This is a genomic window from Streptomyces sp. NPDC048142, from assembly GCF_043202835.1.
Classification (GTDB): domain Bacteria; phylum Actinomycetota; class Actinomycetes; order Streptomycetales; family Streptomycetaceae; genus Streptomyces.
Map to the genome: position 1 here is coordinate 20,664 of NZ_JBIDBC010000007.1, position 19,440 is coordinate 40,103.

The window sequence follows — 19,440 nt, forward strand, 5'->3', positions numbered from 1 at the left end:
AGCCCGTCAGCAGACAGCTGAGCAGCTACAAAGGACAGATCCCCGTCTTCGCGGTACACGCGGTCGGTCCTCCGCGCCCGTGCCGTCCCCCGTGCACCCCGAGCTCCTCCAGCCCTCAGGTGATTCCATGATCGGTCGTATTCCCGTCCTGGACGTCCGTCCTCTCGTCGACTGCGGCAGACGAGCGGCGAAGGCCGTCACCGGTGAGACCTTCCAGGTCACCGCCACCGTCTTCCGCGAAGGCCACGACGCGGTGGCCGCCAATGTCGTGCTGCGCGACCCGAGCGGACGGGTCGGACCGTGGACCCCGATGCGCGAGCTGGCCCCGGGGACGGACCGGTGGGGGGCGGAGGTCACCCCCTCGTCCGAGGGCCGCTGGACGTACACGGTCGAGGCCTGGAGCGATCCGGTCACCACCTGGCGGCACCACGCCGCGATCAAGATTCCGGCGGGCATCGACACGGACCTGGTGCTGGCGGAGGGCGCGGCCCTGCTGGAGCGCGCCGCCGCGGGCGTACCGAAGAAGCACGGCCGCGAGGCGGTGCTGGCGGCGGTGGACGCGCTGCGCGACACCGCTTACCCGCCGGCCGCCCGGCTGGCCGCCGCCCTGACCCCGGCCGCCGAAGCCGTCCTGGCCCGGTATCCGCTGCGCGAGCTGGTCACCCGCGCCAAGCCGCTGGCGGTGCGGGTGGAACGCGAACGGGCGCTGTTCGGGTCGTGGTACGAGCTGTTCCCGCGCTCGGAGGGGGCGCGCCGGGAGCCGGTGGACCCGGCCGACACCTCGCCGGACGCGGCGACCCGGCTGGTCAGCGGCACCTTCCGGACGGCCGCCGAGCGGCTGCCCGCGGTCGCCGCCATGGGGTTCGACGTCGTGTATCTGCCCCCGGTCCACCCGATCGGAACGACCCACCGCAAGGGCCCGGACAACAGCCTGACGCCCGGGGAGCACGATCCGGGCGTGCCGTGGGCGATCGGCTCGCCGGACGGCGGGCACGACGCGGTCCACCCGGAGCTGGGCACGCTGGAGGACTTCGACCACTTCGTGTCGGTGGCCCGCAATCTGCGGATGGAGATCGCGCTGGACTTCGCGCTCCAGTGCTCACCGGACCACCCGTGGGTCAAGGAGCACCCGGACTGGTTCCACCACCGCCCCGACGGTTCGATCGCGTACGCCGAGAACCCGCCGAAGAAGTACCAGGACATCTATCCGATCGCCTTCGACAAGGACATGCGCGGTCTGGTGGCGGAGACGTCACGGATCCTGCGCTTCTGGATGGAACGCGGCGTGCGGATCTTCCGGGTCGACAACCCGCACACCAAGCCGGTGGTCTTCTGGGAGAAGGTCATCGCCGAGATCAACGGCACCGACCCCGATGTGATCTTCCTGGCGGAGGCGTTCACCCGCCCGGCGATGATGCACACCCTGGGCGCGGTCGGCTTCCAGCAGTCGTACACGTACTTCACCTGGCGCAACACCAAGCAGGAGCTGACGGAGTACGTCACGGAGCTGTCCGGCGAGGCCGCCTCGTACATGCGGCCCAACTTCTTCGTGAACACCCCCGACATCCTTCCCGGCCACCTCCAGGAGGGCGGCCGCCCGGCGTTCGAGACCCGGGCGGTCCTGGCCGCGACGCTCGCCCCGTCCTGGGGCGTGTACGCGGGATTCGAGCTGTGCGAGAACACTCCGGCCAAGCCGGGGAGCGAGGAGTACCTGCACTCGGAGAAGTACGAACTGCGCCCGAGGGACTGGGAGTCGGCGGAACGCGAAGGCCGCACGCTGAGCCCCCTGATCACCTCGCTGAACCGGATCCGCCGGCGTAACCCCGCTCTGCGGCAGCTGCGCGACGTCCACTTCCACCACACCGACAACGAAGCGCTGATCGCCTACAGCAAGCGCTCCGGAGCGAACACCGTTCTGGTGGTCGTGAACCTCGACCCGCACCACACCCAGGAGGCCACGGTCTCGTTGGACATGGAGCGGCTCGGCCTCTCATGGCACGAGCGCGTACCGGTGCGCGACGAGCTCACCGGCGATACCTATCACTGGGGCAGGGCCTTCTATGTGCGCCTAGAGCCGGGCATCACGCCCGCGCACATCGCCGTCCTGCGACCGTCCCCGCCGACCGGAGGGTCACCCACACCATGATCGTCAATGAGCCTGTCCACGACACGTTCGAGGACACTCCCGCCAAGGACCGCGATCCCGACTGGTTCAAGCGCGCCGTCTTCTACGAGGTGCTCGTCCGGTCCTTCCAGGACTCCAACGGCGACGGAATCGGCGACCTCAAGGGCATCACCGCCAAACTGGACTACCTCCAGTGGCTCGGCGTCGACTGCCTCTGGCTGCCGCCGTTCTTCAAGTCGCCGCTGCGCGACGGGGGCTACGACGTCTCCGACTACACCGCGGTCCTGCCGGAGTTCGGCGACCTCGCCGACTTCGTGGAGTTCGTGGACGCCTCGCACCAGCGGGGCATGCGCGTCATCATCGACTTCGTCATGAACCACACGAGCGATCAGCACGAGTGGTTCCAGCAGTCCCGCACCGACCCGGACGGGCCGTACGGCGACTACTACATCTGGGCGGACGACGACAAGCAGTTCCAGGACGCCCGGATCATCTTCGTCGACACCGAGACGTCCAACTGGACGTTCGACCCGGTGCGCAAGCAGTACTACTGGCACCGCTTCTTCTCGCACCAGCCGGACCTCAACTACGAGAACCCGGCGGTGCAGGAGGAGATCCTCGCGGCCCTGCGCTTCTGGCTGGACCTGGGCATCGACGGCTTCCGGGTCGACGCGGTGCCCTACCTCTACCAGCGCGAGGGCACCAACTGCGAGAACCTCCCCGAGACCCACCACTTCCTCAAGCGGGTCCGCAAGGAGATCGACGCCAACTACCCGGACACCGTGCTCCTCGCCGAGGCCAACCAGTGGCCGGAGGACGTCGTCGACTACTTCGGCGACTACGAGCAGGGCGGCGACGAGTGCCACATGGCGTTCCACTTCCCCGTGATGCCGCGGATCTTCATGGCGGTGCGCCGCGAGAGCCGCTACCCGGTCTCCGAAATCCTGGCGAAGACCCCGGCGATCCCGAAGAACTGCCAGTGGGGCATCTTCCTGCGCAACCACGACGAGCTGACCCTCGAGATGGTCACGGACGAAGAGCGCGACTACATGTACGCGGAGTACGCCAAGGACCCGCGGATGCGCGCCAACATCGGCATCCGCCGGCGCCTGGCCCCGCTGCTGGACAACGACCGCAACCAGATCGAGCTGTTCACCGCGCTGCTGCTGTCGCTGCCCGGCTCCCCGATCCTCTACTACGGGGACGAGATCGGGATGGGCGACAACATCTGGCTGGGCGACCGGGACGCGGTCCGCACCCCGATGCAGTGGACGCCCGACCGCAACGCCGGGTTCTCCTCCAGTGATCCGGGGCGGCTCTACCTCCCCACGATCATGGACCCGGTCTACGGCTACCAGGTCACCAACGTCGAGGCGTCGATGGCCTCGCCGTCCTCGCTGCTGCACTGGACCCGCCGGATGATCGAGATCCGCAAGCAGAATCCGGCCTTCGGTCTCGGCGAGTACACCGAACTGCCCTCCTCCAACCCGGCGGTGCTGGCGTTCACCCGCGAGTACGGCGACGACCTCGTCCTGTGCGTGCACAACTTCTCGCGGTTCGCGCAGCCGACGGAGCTGGACCTGCGGTCGTTCGGCGGACGTCATCCGGTGGAGCTGATCGGTGGGGTGCGCTTCCCGGCCATCGGCCAGTGGCCCTACCTGCTGACCCTCGCGGGACACGGCTTCTACTGGTTCCGGCTGCGCAAGGACGCGCCGCCGGCCTGATGCCGGACCCGCCCCGTGCGGGACGGTTTCCGCCGTCCCGCACGGGGCACTCTGACCCACATCGGGCCTTCGCGGCTCACCGTTCGAGGCTTCACGGTTCCGCCGTTCGAGTCCGTAAGGACCCTCCTCTCCCGACACGTCCCGCACAGCCGGACAGCCGTTGCCGCAATCCGGGACACTCTTCGCATCCTGTGGTGTGCCCGGGGAAAGGACGCGATGCCATGTCGGAGGCTGCATCCACTCACGTCGCCCTGGCGAAGAGCACGAGGAACAGCGCACCACCCAGCAGTACGAGCGCACCACCGGGCAGTACGTCGGACGGGGCCCTGCTCCCGTCCCTCGCCCCACTGCTCCACGCATGGCTGCCCCGGCAGCGGTGGTTCGCCGGCAAGGGCCGGCCGGTCACCGGCTTCTCCCTGGTCTCCGCCACGGAGATGCTGCCGCTGGACGGCACGGCGGGCCCGGGACTCCTGCACCTGCTCCTGCGCGTCGAGCAGCCCTCCCAGCAGGCCCGCCCTGCCGAGGACTGCTACCAACTGCTCCTGGGCGCAAGAACGTCACTGCCGCCGCTGCTCGCGGGCGCCCTGATCGGCCGGGTGGAGCGGGGTCCGCTCGCCGGGCGGACCGTCTACGACGCGCTGCACGATCCGCGGCTGGCCGATCTGCTGCTGGAACGCCTCCGCCGCCCCGGGAGCCTCGGCTCGCTCCGCTTCGAGCGGACCGCCGCGATCCCGGCCGGTCTCACGCCCCGGGTACTGGACGCCGAACAGTCCAACTCCTCGCTCGTCTACGGGGAGGCGTTCATCCTCAAGATCTTCCGGCGCGTCTTCCCGGGCACCAACCCGGACCTGGAGCTGCCCCTCGCACTCGCCGGCGAGGGGTGCGCGCGGGTACCGGCCCCGGTCGCCTGGTTCGAGGCTCCAGGACCCGAACCGCTCACCCTCGGCGTCCTCCAGCCCTTCCTGCACGGCGCGCGCGACGGCTGGCAGCTCGCGCTGGCCGCGCTCGCCGCGGGCCGCGACTTCCTGCCGGAGGCGCGGGCCCTGGGCCGGGCCACCGCCGAGGTGCACACCGCGCTCGCCGCCGCGCTGCCGACCCCGGCGCTGCACGGCACCCAGACCCGGCAGCTCGTCTCGCAGATGATCCACCGGCTGGAGGCCGCCGCCCAGGCGGTCCCTGCGCTCGTGCCGTACGTCCCCGGGCTGCGCGCCGCGTTCGACGCGGTGACGGACCTCGGGGTCCGGGGCACCGGCTGGGCCCAGCAGCGGGTGCACGGCGATCTCCACCTCGGGCAGACGCTGCGTTCCCCCGACGGCTTCTGGTCGCTGATCGACTTCGAGGGCGAACCGGCCCGCCCACTGCCCGAGCGCCGCAGCCCCGCGCCTCCGGTGCGCGATGTCGCGGGCATGCTGCGGTCCTTCGACTACGCGGCCCGCTCGCACCTCCCGTGGAACCCGGAGTGGGCGGCCCGCTGCCGTGCCGCCTACTGCGAGGGCTACACGCAGGTGTCGGGCAGCGATCCGCGCGGCGAACCGGAGCTGCTGCGCGCCCACGAGACCGACAAGGCCGTGTACGAGGTGCTGTACGAGGCCCGGCACCGCCCCGACTGGCTGCCGGTCCCGATGGCGGCCATCCAACGACTGGCCCAGTCCGCCGCAGCCTGAACCGGGCCGCTCCCGCCCCCTTCCCCCCCGTACCTCCCCGCCTCTCCACCCCTCCCCGCCTCTCCGCTCCCCGTACCTCCCGCTCCCCGCTTCCCCTCTCCCCGTACCTCCCCGTGTGTCTCCCCCGCCCCTGCTTCTCCCCCTTCACCCTCCGAGGAGGCAGTCCCTGTGACCGCCCGCAAGCCGTCCCGCAAGGCATCCCGCAAGACCGCCGAAGTGCCTGCCGAGGTCCCCGTCGAAGCTGTCATCGACGGCGCCGTCGAAGCCGCCGCGTTCGTATCGGCCGCGCCGGCCCCGACGTCCGCGCCCGCCACGCCCCCCGCCGGGGCCGGGCCCGCCGAGCGCGCCCGGCCCCGGCGCGCCGACGCGGGCCCGCCGCGCCCCCGGCGGGCCGGCGACGGCCGGGGAGTGCGTCCCGCACCGGCCCTGGACGGCGCGGACCGCGGCCGGCTGCTGGCCGGCGACCACCACGCGCCGCACGACGTGCTCGGCGCGCACCCGATCCCCGGCGGGGTGCTCGTACGGGTGCTACGGCCGTTCGCGCGGTCGGTCACGGTGCTGACGACCGGGCTGCGGGCCGAGCTGCACGACGACGGCGACGGCTTCTTCTCCGGTGTGCTGCCGGTGCCGGAGGTCCCCGCGTACCGGCTCGAAGTGGCGTACGACGACACCACCGTCGAGGTGGAGGACCCGTACCGCTTCTGGCCCTCGATCGGCGAACTCGATCTGCATCTGATCGGCGAGGGCCGCCACGAGGAGCTGTGGCGGGCGCTCGGCGCGGAGCCGATGGAGCACCAGGGGGTGACCGGGACCCGGTTCACCCTCTGGGCGCCGAACGCGCGCGGCGTGCGGATCACCGGTGACTTCACCTACTGGGACGGCACGGGCTTCCCGATGCGTTCGCTCGGCTCGACCGGGGTGTGGGAGCTGTTCCTGCCCGGGGTCGGCGAGGGCGCGCTGTACAAGTACGACATCTGCCGCCCGGACGGTTCGCACACGGTGCGGGCCGACCCGATGGCCCGGCGCACCGAGGTGCCGCCCGCGACCGCCTCGATCGTCACCGCCGCGCACCACGAGTGGCAGGACGCGGACTGGATGGCACACCGGGGCGACCGGCCGGTCCACGAGGCCCCGTTCTCGGTGTACGAGGTCCATCTCGCCTCCTGGCGGCCTGGCCTGACCTATCGTCAGCTCGCGAAGCAACTCCCCGCGTACGTCAAGGACCTGGGCTTCACGCACGTCGAGCTGATGCCGGTCTCCGAGCACCCCTTCGGCGGCTCCTGGGGCTATCAGGTCACCGGGTTCTACGCGCCGACCTCCCGGATGGGCACCCCGGACGACTTCCGGTTCCTGGTGGACGCCCTGCACCGGGCGGGCATCGGTGTGATCATGGACTGGGTTCCGGCGCACTTCCCGCGCGACGACTGGGCGCTGGCGGAGTTCGACGGACGCCCGCTGTACGAACACTCCGACCCGCAGCGCGCGGCGCACCCGGACTGGGGGACGCTGGAGTTCGACTACGGCCGCACCGAGGTGCGTAACTTCCTCGTCGCCAACGCCACGTACTGGTGCGAGGAGTTCCACATCGACGGGCTGCGGGTCGACGCGGTGGCCTCGATGCTCTACCTCGACTACTCCCGCGAGGACGGCCAGTGGTCGCCCAACGAGTTCGGCGGCCGGGAGAACCTGGACGCGGTCGCCTTCCTCCAGGAGATGAACGCGACCGTCTACCGCCGCAACCCCGGCGTCGTCACCATCGCCGAGGAGTCCACCGCCTGGGACGGCGTCACCCGGCCCACCGACGGCGGGGGTCTGGGCTTCGGGCTGAAGTGGAACATGGGCTGGATGCACGACTCGCTCCAGTACATGGCGAAGGAGCCGGTCCACCGCAAGTACCACCACGACGAGATGACGTTCTCGATGGTGTACGCGTACAGCGAGAACTACGTGCTGCCGATCTCGCACGACGAGGTGGTGCACGGCAAGCAGGCGCTGGTGGCGAAGATGCCCGGCGACTGGTGGCAGCAGCGCGCCAACCACCGCGCCTACCTGGGCTTCATGTGGGCCCACCCCGGCAAGCAACTCCTCTTCATGGGCCAGGAGTTCGCCCAGGGAGCGGAGTGGTCCGAGGGGCACGGTCCGGACTGGTGGCTGCTGGACCCGGCGTACGACGCCTCCGGCGACCACCGGGGGGTGCGCACGCTCGTCGGTGACCTGAACGCGGTGTACGGGGCGGTGCCCGCGCTGTGGCAGCGGGACTCCGTGCCGGAGGGGTTCAGCTGGGTGGACGGCGGGGCGGCCGAGGACAACGTGTTCGCGTTCCTGCGGTACGACGCGGACGGCTCCCCGCTGCTCGCGGTCTCGCACTTCTCCCCGGCGGTCCGCGGCGACTACCGTCTCGGGGTGCCGGAGACCGGCACGGAGGGCTGGGTGGAGGTCCTGAACACCGACGCGGCCCGTTACGGCGGCGGCGACGTGCGCAACGAGGAGCCGCTGAAGGCGGAGGCGGTTCCCGCGCACGGCCGCCCGTCCAGCATCTCGGTGACGCTGCCGCCGCTGGCGACGGTGTGGTTCCGCCCGGCGTAGCCCGCCCGGCGCACAGGGCCGGTCGAGCAAGGCCGGTTGAGCAGGGCCGTTTGTGCAAAGCCGTTTGTGCAAAGCCGGTATGCGTGGCCGGTTGTGCGTGGCCGGGGCCCGTACCGCGTCGATGGTGGACGCGGTGCGGGCCCCTCCCCCGTTCGCGGCGGTCAGTGCTCGGCGGCGAGCACCTCGACGATGCTCGACCAGGACTCGCGGCCGTGGCCCTTGGCGATGGCCCGGTCGGCGATCCCCTTGATCGCGGACAGTTGCGAGACGTCCAGGCGGTGGTCCTTCGCGGTGTGCAGGATGTGGTCGACACCGGCCGTCATCATGGCGAGGTTCGCGCCCTCGGCAACGTAGTCACGCGAGTCGACCTCGACCGCCGTGTACGCGGCGATCGGCGGCAGGATGCCCGCGATCGTGTTGAGGTACGGGGCGAGCGACGCGCCGTCGATGCCCTCCGCACGGGCCAGCGCGAAGGCGTGCACGAGACCGCCCATGGCTCCGTAGAAGAAGTCCAGCATCGCCATGTCGTAGGCGGCGGCGAGCCCGTGGTCCTCGCCGAGGAAGGTGGCGGGCTCGCCGAGCGCCTTGAGTGTGGCCTCGTGCGCCTCGTAGGCGGCCCGGTCGCCGGAGTGGAAGACCAGCGCCTCGGCCGAGCCGACCACGTCGACCGGCACCATGATCGCCCCGTCGAGGTAGGCCAGGGAGTGCTTCTCGGCCCAGGCGGCGGCCTGCCGCGAACGGGCGGGGGTGTCCGAGGTGAGGTTGACCAGGACCCGCCCCTCCAGAGCCCCTGCCAGCGGCTCCAGGAGCGCGTCGGAGGCGTCGTAGTCGACGAGGCAGACGACCACGAGCCCGCTCGCCCGCACGGCCTCCTCGGCGGACGCGGCCCGCACCGCGCCCCGGGACACGAGGTCCTCGCCCTTTCCGGGGGAACGGTTCCAGACGGTGGTGGGGTGACCGGCGGCCAGGAAGGCGCCGGCCAGGGCGCGGCCCATGTCGCCGAGGCCGAGAACGGTGACAGGTGCGGGATTCGGTGTGTTCGCTTGCGTCATGAGAACCATGCTGGACGAGCGAACGGGCCTTGCCCAGCACCCACTTGACTGTCAGGTACGCACTTGGGGGAAAGGATCCAGCTCAGGGCGTTTCACCTGGTCAGGATTGGTTCGCCGGGGCCCGTCAATTCCCTGTGCGGCGGACCGCCGGTGGAACCGGAGGAGCCGGAGGCACCCGAGCGCCCACCCGTGTCGACCACGATATGCGCGCGGTGCCGCTCCAGGACCCCTGCGGAACAAGAGGGTCGCAACGGCCGGCCGGACCGTGACGCGGGAACGACGCAAGAACACCCGCACCGGGGGGATACGGGTGTCCTTGCGTGGGGGAGCCGCCGGCGGCCCGGGGGGGGTGCCGCGACGGCCGTGGGGGGAGGTCAGACCTTGGCGGGCTGCTCGGCGGCGATGTCCCGCTGTTCGGGGACCTCGTCGGAGCCCGCCGGGTCCCCGGCGGGGCCGTGGCCGTCGTCGACGAGGGTCTTCTCGTCGAACGGCACACGGCCGGCCAGCACCTCGTTCACCCGGTCCTTGTCGATCTCCTTCGTCCAGTGGCCGACCAGGACCGTGGCGACCGCGTTGCCCGCGAAGTTGGTCAGCGCCCGCGCCTCGCTCATGAAGCGGTCGATGCCGACGATCAGGCCGACGCCGTCGACGAGTTCGGGGCGGTGCGACTGGAGTCCGCCGGCCAGGGTCGCCAGGCCCGCGCCGGTGACGCCCGCCGCGCCCTTCGAGGCGATGATCATGAAGACCAGCAGCGAGATCTGCTCGCCCGCGCTCAGCGGGTCGCCCATCGCGTTGGCGATGAACAGCGAGGACATCGTGAGGTAGATCGCGGTGCCGTCGAGGTTGAAGGAGTAGCCGGTCGGCACGGTGATGCCGACGACGGGCTTGCTGACGCCCAGGTGCTCCATCTTCGCGATCAGCCGCGGCAGGGCCGACTCGGAGGAGGAGGTGGACAGGATGAGCAGGAACTCGCGGCCCAGGTACTTCAGCAGCGAGAACAGGTTCACCCCGGCGACCAGGCGCAGGAGCACACCGAGTACCACGAAGACGAACAGCGCGCAGGTGACGTAGAACCCGATCATGATGATCGCCAGCGACTTCAGGGCGTCGAGGCCGGTCTCGCCGACCACCGCGGCGATCGCGCCGAACGCGCCGACCGGGGCGACCCACATGATCATGGCGAGGATACGGAAGACGAGGCGCTGGATGTGGCCGATGCCGCGCAGGATCGGCTCGCCGGACGAGCCCATCGCCTGGAGCGCGAAGCCCGCGAGCAGGGCGACGAGCAGGGTCTGGAGAACCTCGCCCGCGGTGAAGGCGGAGACGATCGTGGTCGGGATGACGCCGAGCAGGAAGTCCACGGTGGACTCGCTCGCGCCCGAGGCCTGCGCCTCGCCCGCGGCCCGCGCCTGTTCGGTGATGTGGAGGGTGGAGCCGGGCTCCAGCACGTTGCCGACCAGCAGGCCGATGGCGAGGGCCACGGTCGACATGACCAGGAAGTAGCCGAGCGCCAGACCGCCGACCGCGCCGACCTTGGCGGCCTTGCGCACCGAGCCGACGCCCAGGACGATCGTGCAGAAGATGATCGGAGAGATCATCATCTTGATCAGGTTCACGAAGCCGGCGCCGATGGGCTTCAGCTCGACAGCCACCCCGGGGGCGACGAACCCGACCAGGATGCCGAGCGCGACGGCACCGATGACGGCGATGTACAGATAGTGGGTTCGGTCCCGCTGCTTGGCTGCCACTGCCACGGCTGCCTCCTCGGCTCGGTCATGCGCCCCCGTCCCTGGGGGCTCCGGTGACTATCCACCGCCCTGTGACCCCGGTCACCCTTGCGTTCATATCGTTCACGGTCGCTTTCCGGCCATCCGGGAGACACCCGGCCGGGCCAGGCAGACTGTGGGGCATGTCCCTCCCCCGTACCCTCCCCCGCAGCCTGGCGGGCCAGCTCTTCGCCATGCAGGTCGTGCTCATCGCCGCGGTGGTGGCCGGGTGCGCCGTCTTCGCGTACGTCTCGGGCAGCGCGCAGGCCGAGGAGACGGCTGCCCGGCAGGTGCGGGTGGCGGCCCTCGCGGTGGCCGATTCCCCCTCCGTACGGGAGGCCATCCGCACCCCGGACCCGTCCGCCGTGCTCCAGCCGTACGCGGAGCGGGTGCGCGAGGACACCGGGATCGCCTTCGTCACGATCATGGACACCGAGCGGGTGCGCTGGACGCATCCGGACACGGCGCAGATCGGGGACACCTTCCTCGGGAACACCGCGAAGGCCCTGCGCGGGCAGACCTTCACCGAGACGTACACCGGCACGCTGGGCCCCTCGATACGGGTGGTGACCCCGATCCGCGACGACGGGCGGATCGTCGGCCTGGTCAGCGCGGGCATCACCGTGGACCGGGTCTCCTCGCAGGTACGGGACCAGCTCGGAGCCCTCGCGCTCGCGGCGGGCGGAGCGCTGACGCTCGGCGGGATCGGCACGTACGTGGTCAACGCCCGGCTGCGACGGCACACCCACGGGATGAACGCGGCCGAGCTGAGCCGGCTGCACGACTACCACCAGGCCACGCTGCACGCGGTGCGCGAGGGGCTGCTGATGCTGGACGGGCGGCGGCGGATCGCGCTGATCAACGACGCCGGGCGGGAGCTGCTGGGCCTGGGTCCGGACGCGGAGGCGGTCGGCCGTACGGTCGACGAGCTGGCCCTGCCCGCGCCGCTGACCGGGGCGCTGCTGGCGTCGGAGGCACGCGTGGACGAGCTGCACCTGACGGCGGAGCGGGTCGTCGTGGTCAACACCCGTCCGGTGGTGGGCGGTGAGCGGCGCGGCACGGTGGTGACCCTGCGGGACCACACCGAGCTGCAGGCGCTGACCGGCGAGCTGGACTCCGAGCGCGGTTTCACCCAGGCGCTGCGCTCCCAGGCCCACGAGGCGGCGAACCGGCTGCACACCGTGGTCTCGCTGATCGAACTGGGCCGGGTGGAGGAGGCGGTGGACTTCGCGACGGCGGAACTGGAGCTGGCCCAGGTGCTGACCGACCGGGTGGTGGGGGCGGTGGAGGAGCCGGTGCTGGCGGCGCTGCTGCTCGGCAAGGCGGCCCAAGGACACGAGCGCGGTGTGGAACTGGTGCTCGCGGAGGACAGCCTGATCGACGACGGGGCGCTGCCGCCCTCACTGGCCCAGCGCGACCTGGTGACGATCCTGGGCAATCTGATCGACAACGCGGTGGAAGCGGCTTCGGACGGCCCCGAGGGCGGCCTCGACGACGGCTCCGACGACGGCCCCGGGGTGGTTCCCGCGCCCCGAGGGGCCGGGGCCGGGGGCCCGGCGCGGCGGGCCCGGGTCACGGTGACCGCGCTCGCGGGCGAGCGGGAGCTGTTGCTGCGGGTCGCGGACACGGGGGCGGGCATCGGCCCGGAGGCGGCGGACGAGGTGTTCCGGCGCGGCTGGTCGACGCACGGGGCGGGGCGCGGGCTCGGCCTGGCGCTGGTGCGGCAGGCGGCGTACCGCAACGGGGGCACGGTGGAGCTGGACGCGGGTCCGGACGGCGGCGCGCGGTTCACCGTACGGCTGCCGTTGCCGGCCCGTACGCCAGGACCGCGTCCCGGGTCCGAGCCCACGCCCACGTCGACGTCCACATCAGCGTCCAGATCCCCGTCCGCGTCCGCGTCCGGGCAGGTGACGGCATGATCCGGGTCCTGGTGGTGGAGGACGATCCGGTGGCCGCCGACGCCCACCAGATGTACGTGGAGCGGGTGGAGGGCTTCACGGTGACCGCGGTGGCGCACACCCGGGCGGCGGCGGTGCGGGCGCTGGAGCGGACGCCGGTGGATCTGCTGCTGCTCGACCTCTATCTGCCCGACGGGCACGGGCTCGGGCTGCTGCGCTCGCTGCGGGCCTCCGGGCACGGGGCGGACGTGATCGCGGTGACCTCGGCCCGGGATCTCGCGGTGGTGCGGGAGGGGGTGTCGCTCGGCGTCGTGCAGTACGTGCTGAAGCCGTTCACGTACCCCACGCTGCGGGACCGGCTGGTGCGGTACGCGGAGTTCCGGGGTGCCGCAGGCGAGGCGAGCGGGCAGGAGGAGGTGGACCGGGCGCTGGGCGCGCTGCGGGTCGCGCATCCGGCCGCGCTGCCCAAGGGGCTCAGCGGCCCGACGCTGGAGGCGGTGACCCGGGTGCTGAAGGAGTCGCCCGAGGGGGTGACGGCGGCCGCCGCCGGGGAGCGGCTGGGCATCTCCCGGATCACGGCCCGGCGGTACCTGGAACATCTGGTGACCGTCGGCAGCGCCGCGAGGCGTCCGCATTATGGGCAGGTCGGCCGACCGGAGCTGCACTACAGCTGGCTGGCCGCGGGGCGCTGACGGGATACCGCCGCAGGGGTCGGCAAGCGCTTGCCGGTCGGCTTCGCCGCCTCGGCGGGCTTCGGTGGACCTCGGTGGTGGCGGAAAAGAAAGCGCTGATGGGACGGCATTCGCGTACCGCCCGCGCGGTTCGCAGCTGGAGGTTCCTACGAAGCGTGATCTTTGGGGAACGTACCGTAGCCAGGGCGGATACGGGCTCCTACGGTGGGGCGCGTGCACCCCACCCCGCCATTCAACGCCCCCGCCGCGCGCCGTCTCCGCGAGGCTCTGGGGATGGCTCCCGGCCATGTCGCCTACGGGCTCGCCGCCCAGTACGGACTCCGGATCAGCGCAGAGACCGTCATCGCCTGGGAACGCGGCCTCGCGGCCCCCGGGGAACGCGAGCTGACCGCCCTCGCCGGTGTCCTCTGGTGCGCCCCCGGAGAGCTGCTGGCCGCCGCCGCCACCCTGCGCGAACACCGGATGACCCGGGACCTGGCCGTGGACGACCTGGCCCGCCGGCTGGGGATGACGGGCGCCGCGTACCAGCGGATGGAGGATTCGGGGCGCTGGCGGGGCAACGAGAAGCAGTCGGCGGCGCTGTGCCGTGCGCTGGATCTGTCGGCGGCGCAGTTCCTGACGGCGACGGGCCGCGACGAGGAGCTGGCGGAGCTGCTGAGCAGCGCGGTCACCACGCGCTGGCAGGCGTACGTCCGGCCGGTGGCCAAGCTCGTCCCGCTGGACCGGGCGCTGATCCAGGACGTGCTGGAACAACTGCACACCGACTACCAGGCCCTGATGGTCTCCACCCTGAGCTGGAGCAGCACGGGCCAGGAACGCTCCGGATCGACGGGCGACGCGGGCCGGGCGTTCCTGTCCCGGGTGGTGGAGCGGTTCTGGCAGACCGCCGGGGTGTGACTCCGCACGGGCCGCCCGTGCGGCCCGTGCGGTTCCGGCGGGCTCCCCGTACTAGAAGACCGACTCGGCCTCGTACATCCGCTCGGCGGGCACCCTCTTCAGCTGGGTGATGGCGTCGGCGAGCGGGACCATGGCGATGTCGTTGCCGCGCAGGGCGGTCATCCGGCCGAAGTCGCCGCGGTGCACGGCCTCCACGGCGTTCCAGCCGAAGCGGGTGGCGAGCACCCGGTCGTACGCGGTCGGCGTGCCGCCGCGCTGGACATGGCCGAGAATGACCGGCCGGGCCTCCTTGCCGAGCCGGGTCTCCAGCTCGACGGCGAGGCGGTTGCCGATGCCCTGGAAGCGCTCGTGGCCGTACTGGTCGATCGCGCCCTTGGCGTACGGCATGGAGCCCTCGGCCGGGTGCGCGCCCTCGGCGACGCAGATGACGGCGAACTTCTTGCCGCGCGCGAACCGCTCCTCGACCATCTTGACCAGGTCGTCGACCTGGAAGGGGCGCTCGGGCAGGCAGATGCCGTGGGCGCCGCCGGCCATCCCGGACTCCAGGGCGATCCAGCCCGCGTGCCGGCCCATGACCTCGACGACCATCACCCGCTGGTGGGACTCGGCGGTGGTCTTGAGACGGTCTATGGCCTCGGTCGCGACGCCCACCGCCGTGTCGAACCCGAAGGTCCGGTCGGTGGCGGAGATGTCGTTGTCGATGGTCTTCGGGACGCCGACGACCGGCATGCCCGCGTCGGAGAGCATGCGGGCCGCGGTGAGCGTGCCCTCGCCGCCGATCGGGATGAGCGCGTCGATGCCGTAGCGGCGGGACAGCTCCTCGCAGTTCTCGGCGGCCTCGCGCAGCCGGTCGCGCTCCAGGCGGGCCGAGCCGAGGATGGTGCCGCCGCGGGCGAGGATGCCGCTGACCGCGTTGAGGTCGAGGGGACGGAAGTGGCCGTCGAGCAGCCCCTTGAAGCCGTCCTCGAAGCCGATGACCTCGTCGCCGTGACCGACGACGGCCCGGTGGACGACCGACCGGATCACTGCGTTCAGGCCGGGGCAGTCGCCACCCGCGGTGAGAATTCCGATGCGCATCGAGGTGTGTCTCCTGCTCGTGAGTTACCGCGCTTTCCGGGGCCGGCCGAGGGCCGGTCCCCGTGCCCTGAACCACCACGATTCTCCCACGCCTCGCACGGACCCCGCGCTTTCGGCCGGGCCGGGGCCGGGAGCGGGCAGCCGGAAGCGGGGAGGAGAAGCCCGGAGGGCGGGCCTCCGGGCGGGGTCTTCGGGCGGGGTCTTCGGCGGGCGGCCTAAGGGCTGTCCCGTCATCCCTGGCGGGCGCACGACGACAGCTACGGCACCTCGCCGCGTTGTCGGAACGCCCGAATACATCCAGTATGCGGACGTCCCTCCGCCTTGCGACGCACCGCATCCGACGCCGCGCGCTGATCCACCAGGGATGACGGGACAGCCCTTAGCGGCCCCCGCAGGTATCGTCAAGAGGCAATGCAGGCCAATGCCGCACCCGACGGGACACCGGTCGGGCACGGGGGCACCACCGCACGTCCGGACGCCCCGCGGGTCGCGGCACCGAACATGGACGGGAGAGCACGCGTGGCGCGCAGCGTGTACGTGACCGGGATCGACCGGGGGGACGGCCGTCAGGTCGTCGAGCTGGGAGTCATGGAGCTTCTGACGCGTCAGGTGGACCGGGTCGGGGTCTTCCGCCCGCTGGTCCATGACGGCCCCGACCGGCTCTACGAGCTGCTGCGGGCCCGCTACCGGCTCTCGCAGAGCCCGGCCTCCGTCTACGGGCTGGACTACCACGAGGCGTCCGCCGTGCAGGCGGAGAAGGGTACCGACGAGCTGGTCTCGCGGCTCGTCGAACGCTTCCACCAGGTGGCCCGGGAGTACGAGGTGGTCCTCGTCCTGGGCAGTGACTTCGCCGCCACCCAGCTCCCCGACGAGCTGGCGCTGAACGCCCGCCTCGCCAACGAGTTCGGGGCGTCGGTGATCGCGGTGGTCGGCGGCAAGGGCCACACCGCGGAGTCCGTCCGCGCCGAGACCCGCAACGCGTACCGCGCCTACGCCGGCCTCGGCTGCGACGTGCTGGCCATGGTGGTGAACCGGGTCGCCGCCGAGGACCGCGCGACGATCGCGGAGCGGCTCGCGGCCCGGCTGCCCGTGCTGGTGTCCGTACTGCCGGACGATCCGGCGCTCTCGGCCCCCACGGTCGCCCAGATCACCGCGGCGCTGGACGGCACGGTGCTGCTCGGCGACGATTCGGGGCTCGCGCGCGACGCGCTGGACTTCGTGTTCGGCGGGGCGATGCTGCCGAACCTGCTGAACGCGCTGACACCCGGCTGCCTGGTGGTCACCCCCGGGGACCGGGCGGACCTGGTGGTGGGTTCGCTGGCCGCGCACAGCGCGGGCACCCCGCCCATCGCGGGCGTACTGCTGACCCTGGACGAGCGCCCCGGCGAGGAGATACTCACGCTGGCCGCCCGGCTCGCACCGGGGACCCCGGTCGTGTCGGTGGCCGGCGGATCCTTCCCCACCGCTGCCGAACTCTTCACGCTCGAAGGGAAGTTGAATGCGGCGACGCCCCGCAAGGCGGAGACCGCCCTCGGCCTGTTCGAGCGTCATGTCGACACCGGCGCGCTCCTGGAGCGGATCTCGGTGGCCCGCAGCGGACGCGTCACGCCGATGATGTTCGAGCACGAACTGCTGGAGCAGGCCCGCAGCGACCGCAAGCGCGTGGTGCTGCCGGAGGGTACCGAGGAGCGGGTGCTGCGCGCCGCCGACGTCCTGCTGCGCCGGGACGTCTGCGACCTCACGCTGCTCGGCGATGTGGACGTGATCCGCAAGAAGGCCGCCGACCTCGGCATCGACCTCGCGGACACCCAGCTGATCGACCCGCACACCTCGGAGCTGCGGGGGGTCTTCGCCGAGCGGTACGCCGAACTGCGCGCGCACCGCGGGGTGACGGTGGAGCTGGCCGTCGACGTGGTGGCGGACGTGAACTACTTCGGCACGCTGATGGTCCAGGAGGGCCTGGCCGACGGGATGGTGTCCGGGTCGGTGCACTCCACCGCCGCGACCATCCGCCCGGCCTTCGAGATCATCAAGACCAAGCCGGACGCCTCGATCGTGTCGTCCGTCTTCTTCATGTGCCTGGCCGACAAGGTGCTCGTGTACGGCGACTGCGCGGTCAACCCGGTCCCGAACGCGGAACAGCTCGCGGACATCGCGGTGCAGTCGGCGGTGACGGCGGCCCGCTTCGGCGTGGAGCCCCGGATCGCGATGCTGTCGTACTCCACCGGGACCTCCGGTTCCGGCGCGGACGTCGACAAGGTGCGCGAGGCCACCGAGCGGGTCCGGGCGGCACGGCCTGAGCTGCGGGTGGAGGGGCCGATCCAGTACGACGCGGCGGTCGAGCCGTCCGTCGCGGCGACGAAGCTGCCCGGCTCCGAGGTGGCGGGCCAGGCGACCGTGCTGATCTTCCCGGACCTGAACACCGGCAACAACACCTACAAGGCCGTGCAGCGCTCGGCGGGCGCGGTGGCGGTCGGCCCGGTGCTCCAGGGTCTGCGCAAGCCCGTCAACGACCTCTCGCGCGGCGCGCTCGTCCAGGACATCGTCAACACCGTGGCGATCACGGCGATCCAGGCGCAGAGCGAGGAGCGCCCCGCATGACGAACCCCGCCCCCGACCACGAAAGCACGGCAGCCCCTGTGGAACCGCACCGCGTGCTCGTCCTCAACTCCGGCTCCTCGTCGGTGAAGTACCAGCTCCTCGACATGCGCGACCGCTCCCGGCTCGCCTCGGGGCTGGTCGAGCGGATCGGCGAGGAGACCTCGCGCCTCGTGCACACGCCGCTGACCGGCGGCGCGGAGCCCCGTGAGCGTACGGGCCGGATCGCGGACCACACGGCTGCGCTGGAGGCGGCGGCCGAGGAGCTGGCGGCGGACGGCCTCGGCCTCGACTCCCCCGAGCTCGCCGCGATCGGGCACCGGGTGGTGCACGGCGGGCTGAGGTTCAGCGCGCCGACGGTGATCACCGACGAGGTGCTGGAGGAGATCGAGCGCCTCGTCCCGGTCGCGCCGCTGCACAACCCGGCCAACATCACCGGTATCCGTACGGCACAGGCGCTGCGGCCGGACCTGCCGCAGGTGGCGGTCTTCGACACGGCGTTCCACACGACGATGCCGGAGGCGGCCGCGCGGTACGCGATCGACGTGGAGACCGCCGACGCGCACCGGATCCGCCGCTACGGCTTCCACGGCACCTCGCACGCGTGCGTCTCGCGGAAGACGGCCGAGCTGCTGGGCAAATCGCCGGAGGAGGTGAACGTGATCGTGCTGCACCTGGGCAACGGGGCGTCGGCCTCGGCGGTCGCGGGCGGGCGGTGCGTGGACACCTCGATGGGGCTGACGCCTCTGGAAGGGCTCGTGATGGGGACGCGCTCCGGGGACATCGATCCGGCGGTCACCTTCCATCTGAAGCGGGTGGCGGGCATGTCGACGGACGAGATCGACGTCCTGCTGAACAAGAGGAGCGGGCTGGTCGGCCTGTGCGGCGACAACGACATGCGGGTGATCCGCCGCCGGATCGACGAGGGCGACGAGCGGGCCGCGCTGGCCTTCGACATCTACATCCACCGGCTGAAGAAGTACATCGGCGCCTATACGGCGGTGCTCGGCCGGGTGGACGCGGTGGCGTTCACGGCGGGGGTCGGCGAGAACGCGGCTCCGGTGCGGGAAGCTGCCATCGCGGGCCTGGCGGAGCTGGGCATGGCGGTGGACGCCTCGCTCAACGCCGTACGGTCCGCGGAGCCGCGGCTGATCTCGCCGGAGTACGCCCGGGTGGCGGTCGCCGTGGTGCCGACGGACGAGGAGCTGGAGATCGCCGACCAGACGTTCGCGCTCGTCGGCCGGCCGTAGCCCGCCCGGCCCGGCCCCTTCCCCGGGGCTCGGAGGGGTCGACAACTGAGCACCCTCGCGCCCCTTTGTATCTTCCACCAGACGGAATATTCCGTAGCGAAACAAACCGAT

General features: G+C 71.8%; 12 protein-coding genes. 9 read left to right on the forward strand and 3 right to left on the reverse strand.

Annotated features, from left to right (window positions below):
• The first annotated feature begins 127 nt into the window (after positions 1–127).
• From ACGF2Y_RS11670 to glgB, 4 genes are all read left to right on the forward strand, one after another.
• Positions 128–2,146: an alpha-1,4-glucan--maltose-1-phosphate maltosyltransferase gene (locus tag ACGF2Y_RS11670; protein WP_392945383.1), complete on the forward strand. Its 2,019-nt coding sequence runs from the start codon at positions 128–130 to the stop codon at positions 2,144–2,146.
• Positions 2,143–3,849, forward strand: coding sequence for a maltose alpha-D-glucosyltransferase (gene treS, locus ACGF2Y_RS11675; RefSeq protein ID WP_392945386.1), 1,707 nt, complete (start codon positions 2,143–2,145; stop codon positions 3,847–3,849). The genes ACGF2Y_RS11670 and treS overlap by 4 nt, the downstream gene beginning before the upstream one ends.
• A 221-nt stretch (positions 3,850–4,070) precedes the next feature.
• Positions 4,071–5,513 carry a maltokinase gene (locus ACGF2Y_RS11680; protein WP_392945388.1) on the forward strand — a complete coding sequence of 481 codons (1,443 nt, stop codon included), beginning with the start codon at positions 4,071–4,073 and terminating at the stop codon, positions 5,511–5,513.
• A 168-nt stretch (positions 5,514–5,681) separates the two neighbouring features.
• Entirely contained in the window at positions 5,682–8,099 is a 2,418-nt protein-coding gene (glgB, locus tag ACGF2Y_RS11685) for a 1,4-alpha-glucan branching enzyme (RefSeq protein WP_392945390.1), read from the forward strand.
• Between the two features lie 161 nt (positions 8,100–8,260).
• Here glgB and ACGF2Y_RS11690 read toward each other — a convergent pair whose 3' ends face one another.
• Together ACGF2Y_RS11690 and ACGF2Y_RS11695 are read right to left on the reverse strand one after the other, a co-directional pair.
• Positions 8,261–9,151: an NAD(P)-dependent oxidoreductase gene (locus tag ACGF2Y_RS11690; protein ID WP_392945392.1), complete on the reverse strand. Its 891-nt coding sequence runs from the start codon at positions 9,149–9,151 to the stop codon at positions 8,261–8,263.
• A gap of 374 nt (positions 9,152–9,525) precedes the next feature.
• The gene (locus ACGF2Y_RS11695) at positions 9,526–10,905 is read right to left on the reverse strand and encodes a cation:dicarboxylate symporter family transporter (protein WP_392945394.1); all 1,380 of its coding nucleotides are present in this window, start codon (positions 10,903–10,905) and stop codon (positions 9,526–9,528) included.
• A gap of 155 nt (positions 10,906–11,060) precedes the next feature.
• Between ACGF2Y_RS11695 and ACGF2Y_RS11700 the strand changes: the two genes are divergently transcribed.
• The 3 genes from ACGF2Y_RS11700 (at position 11,061) to ACGF2Y_RS11710 (ending at position 14,404) form a co-directional block, all read left to right on the forward strand.
• The gene (locus ACGF2Y_RS11700) at positions 11,061–12,836 is read left to right on the forward strand and encodes an ATP-binding protein (protein ID WP_392945396.1); all 1,776 of its coding nucleotides are present in this window, start codon (positions 11,061–11,063) and stop codon (positions 12,834–12,836) included.
• The gene (locus ACGF2Y_RS11705) at positions 12,833–13,507 is read left to right on the forward strand and encodes a response regulator (protein ID WP_030079200.1); all 675 of its coding nucleotides are present in this window, start codon (positions 12,833–12,835) and stop codon (positions 13,505–13,507) included. The genes ACGF2Y_RS11700 and ACGF2Y_RS11705 overlap by 4 nt, the downstream gene beginning before the upstream one ends.
• Before the next feature lie 273 nt (positions 13,508–13,780).
• On the forward strand, positions 13,781–14,404 hold the full coding sequence (locus ACGF2Y_RS11710; protein ID WP_392945759.1) for a helix-turn-helix domain-containing protein: 624 nt from the start codon (positions 13,781–13,783) through the stop codon (positions 14,402–14,404).
• A 51-nt stretch (positions 14,405–14,455) separates the two neighbouring features.
• Here the strand turns inward: ACGF2Y_RS11710 and ACGF2Y_RS11715 are convergent, their stop codons facing one another.
• The gene (locus tag ACGF2Y_RS11715; RefSeq protein ID WP_392945399.1) at positions 14,456–15,481 is read right to left on the reverse strand and encodes an ATP-dependent 6-phosphofructokinase; all 1,026 of its coding nucleotides are present in this window, start codon (positions 15,479–15,481) and stop codon (positions 14,456–14,458) included.
• A gap of 519 nt (positions 15,482–16,000) precedes the next feature.
• On the opposite strand from ACGF2Y_RS11715, the gene pta reads away from it, so the two are divergent.
• Both pta and ACGF2Y_RS11725 read left to right on the forward strand, forming a co-directional pair.
• Positions 16,001–18,082, forward strand: a complete 2,082-nt coding sequence (gene pta, locus ACGF2Y_RS11720; RefSeq protein ID WP_392945401.1) for a phosphate acetyltransferase — start codon at positions 16,001–16,003, stop codon at positions 18,080–18,082.
• Positions 18,079–19,329 (forward strand): acetate kinase, encoded by a 1,251-nt coding sequence (locus ACGF2Y_RS11725; RefSeq protein WP_392945403.1) that lies wholly within the window; start codon positions 18,079–18,081, stop codon positions 19,327–19,329. The genes pta and ACGF2Y_RS11725 overlap by 4 nt, the downstream gene beginning before the upstream one ends.
• Positions 19,330–19,440: the final 111 nt, after the last annotated feature.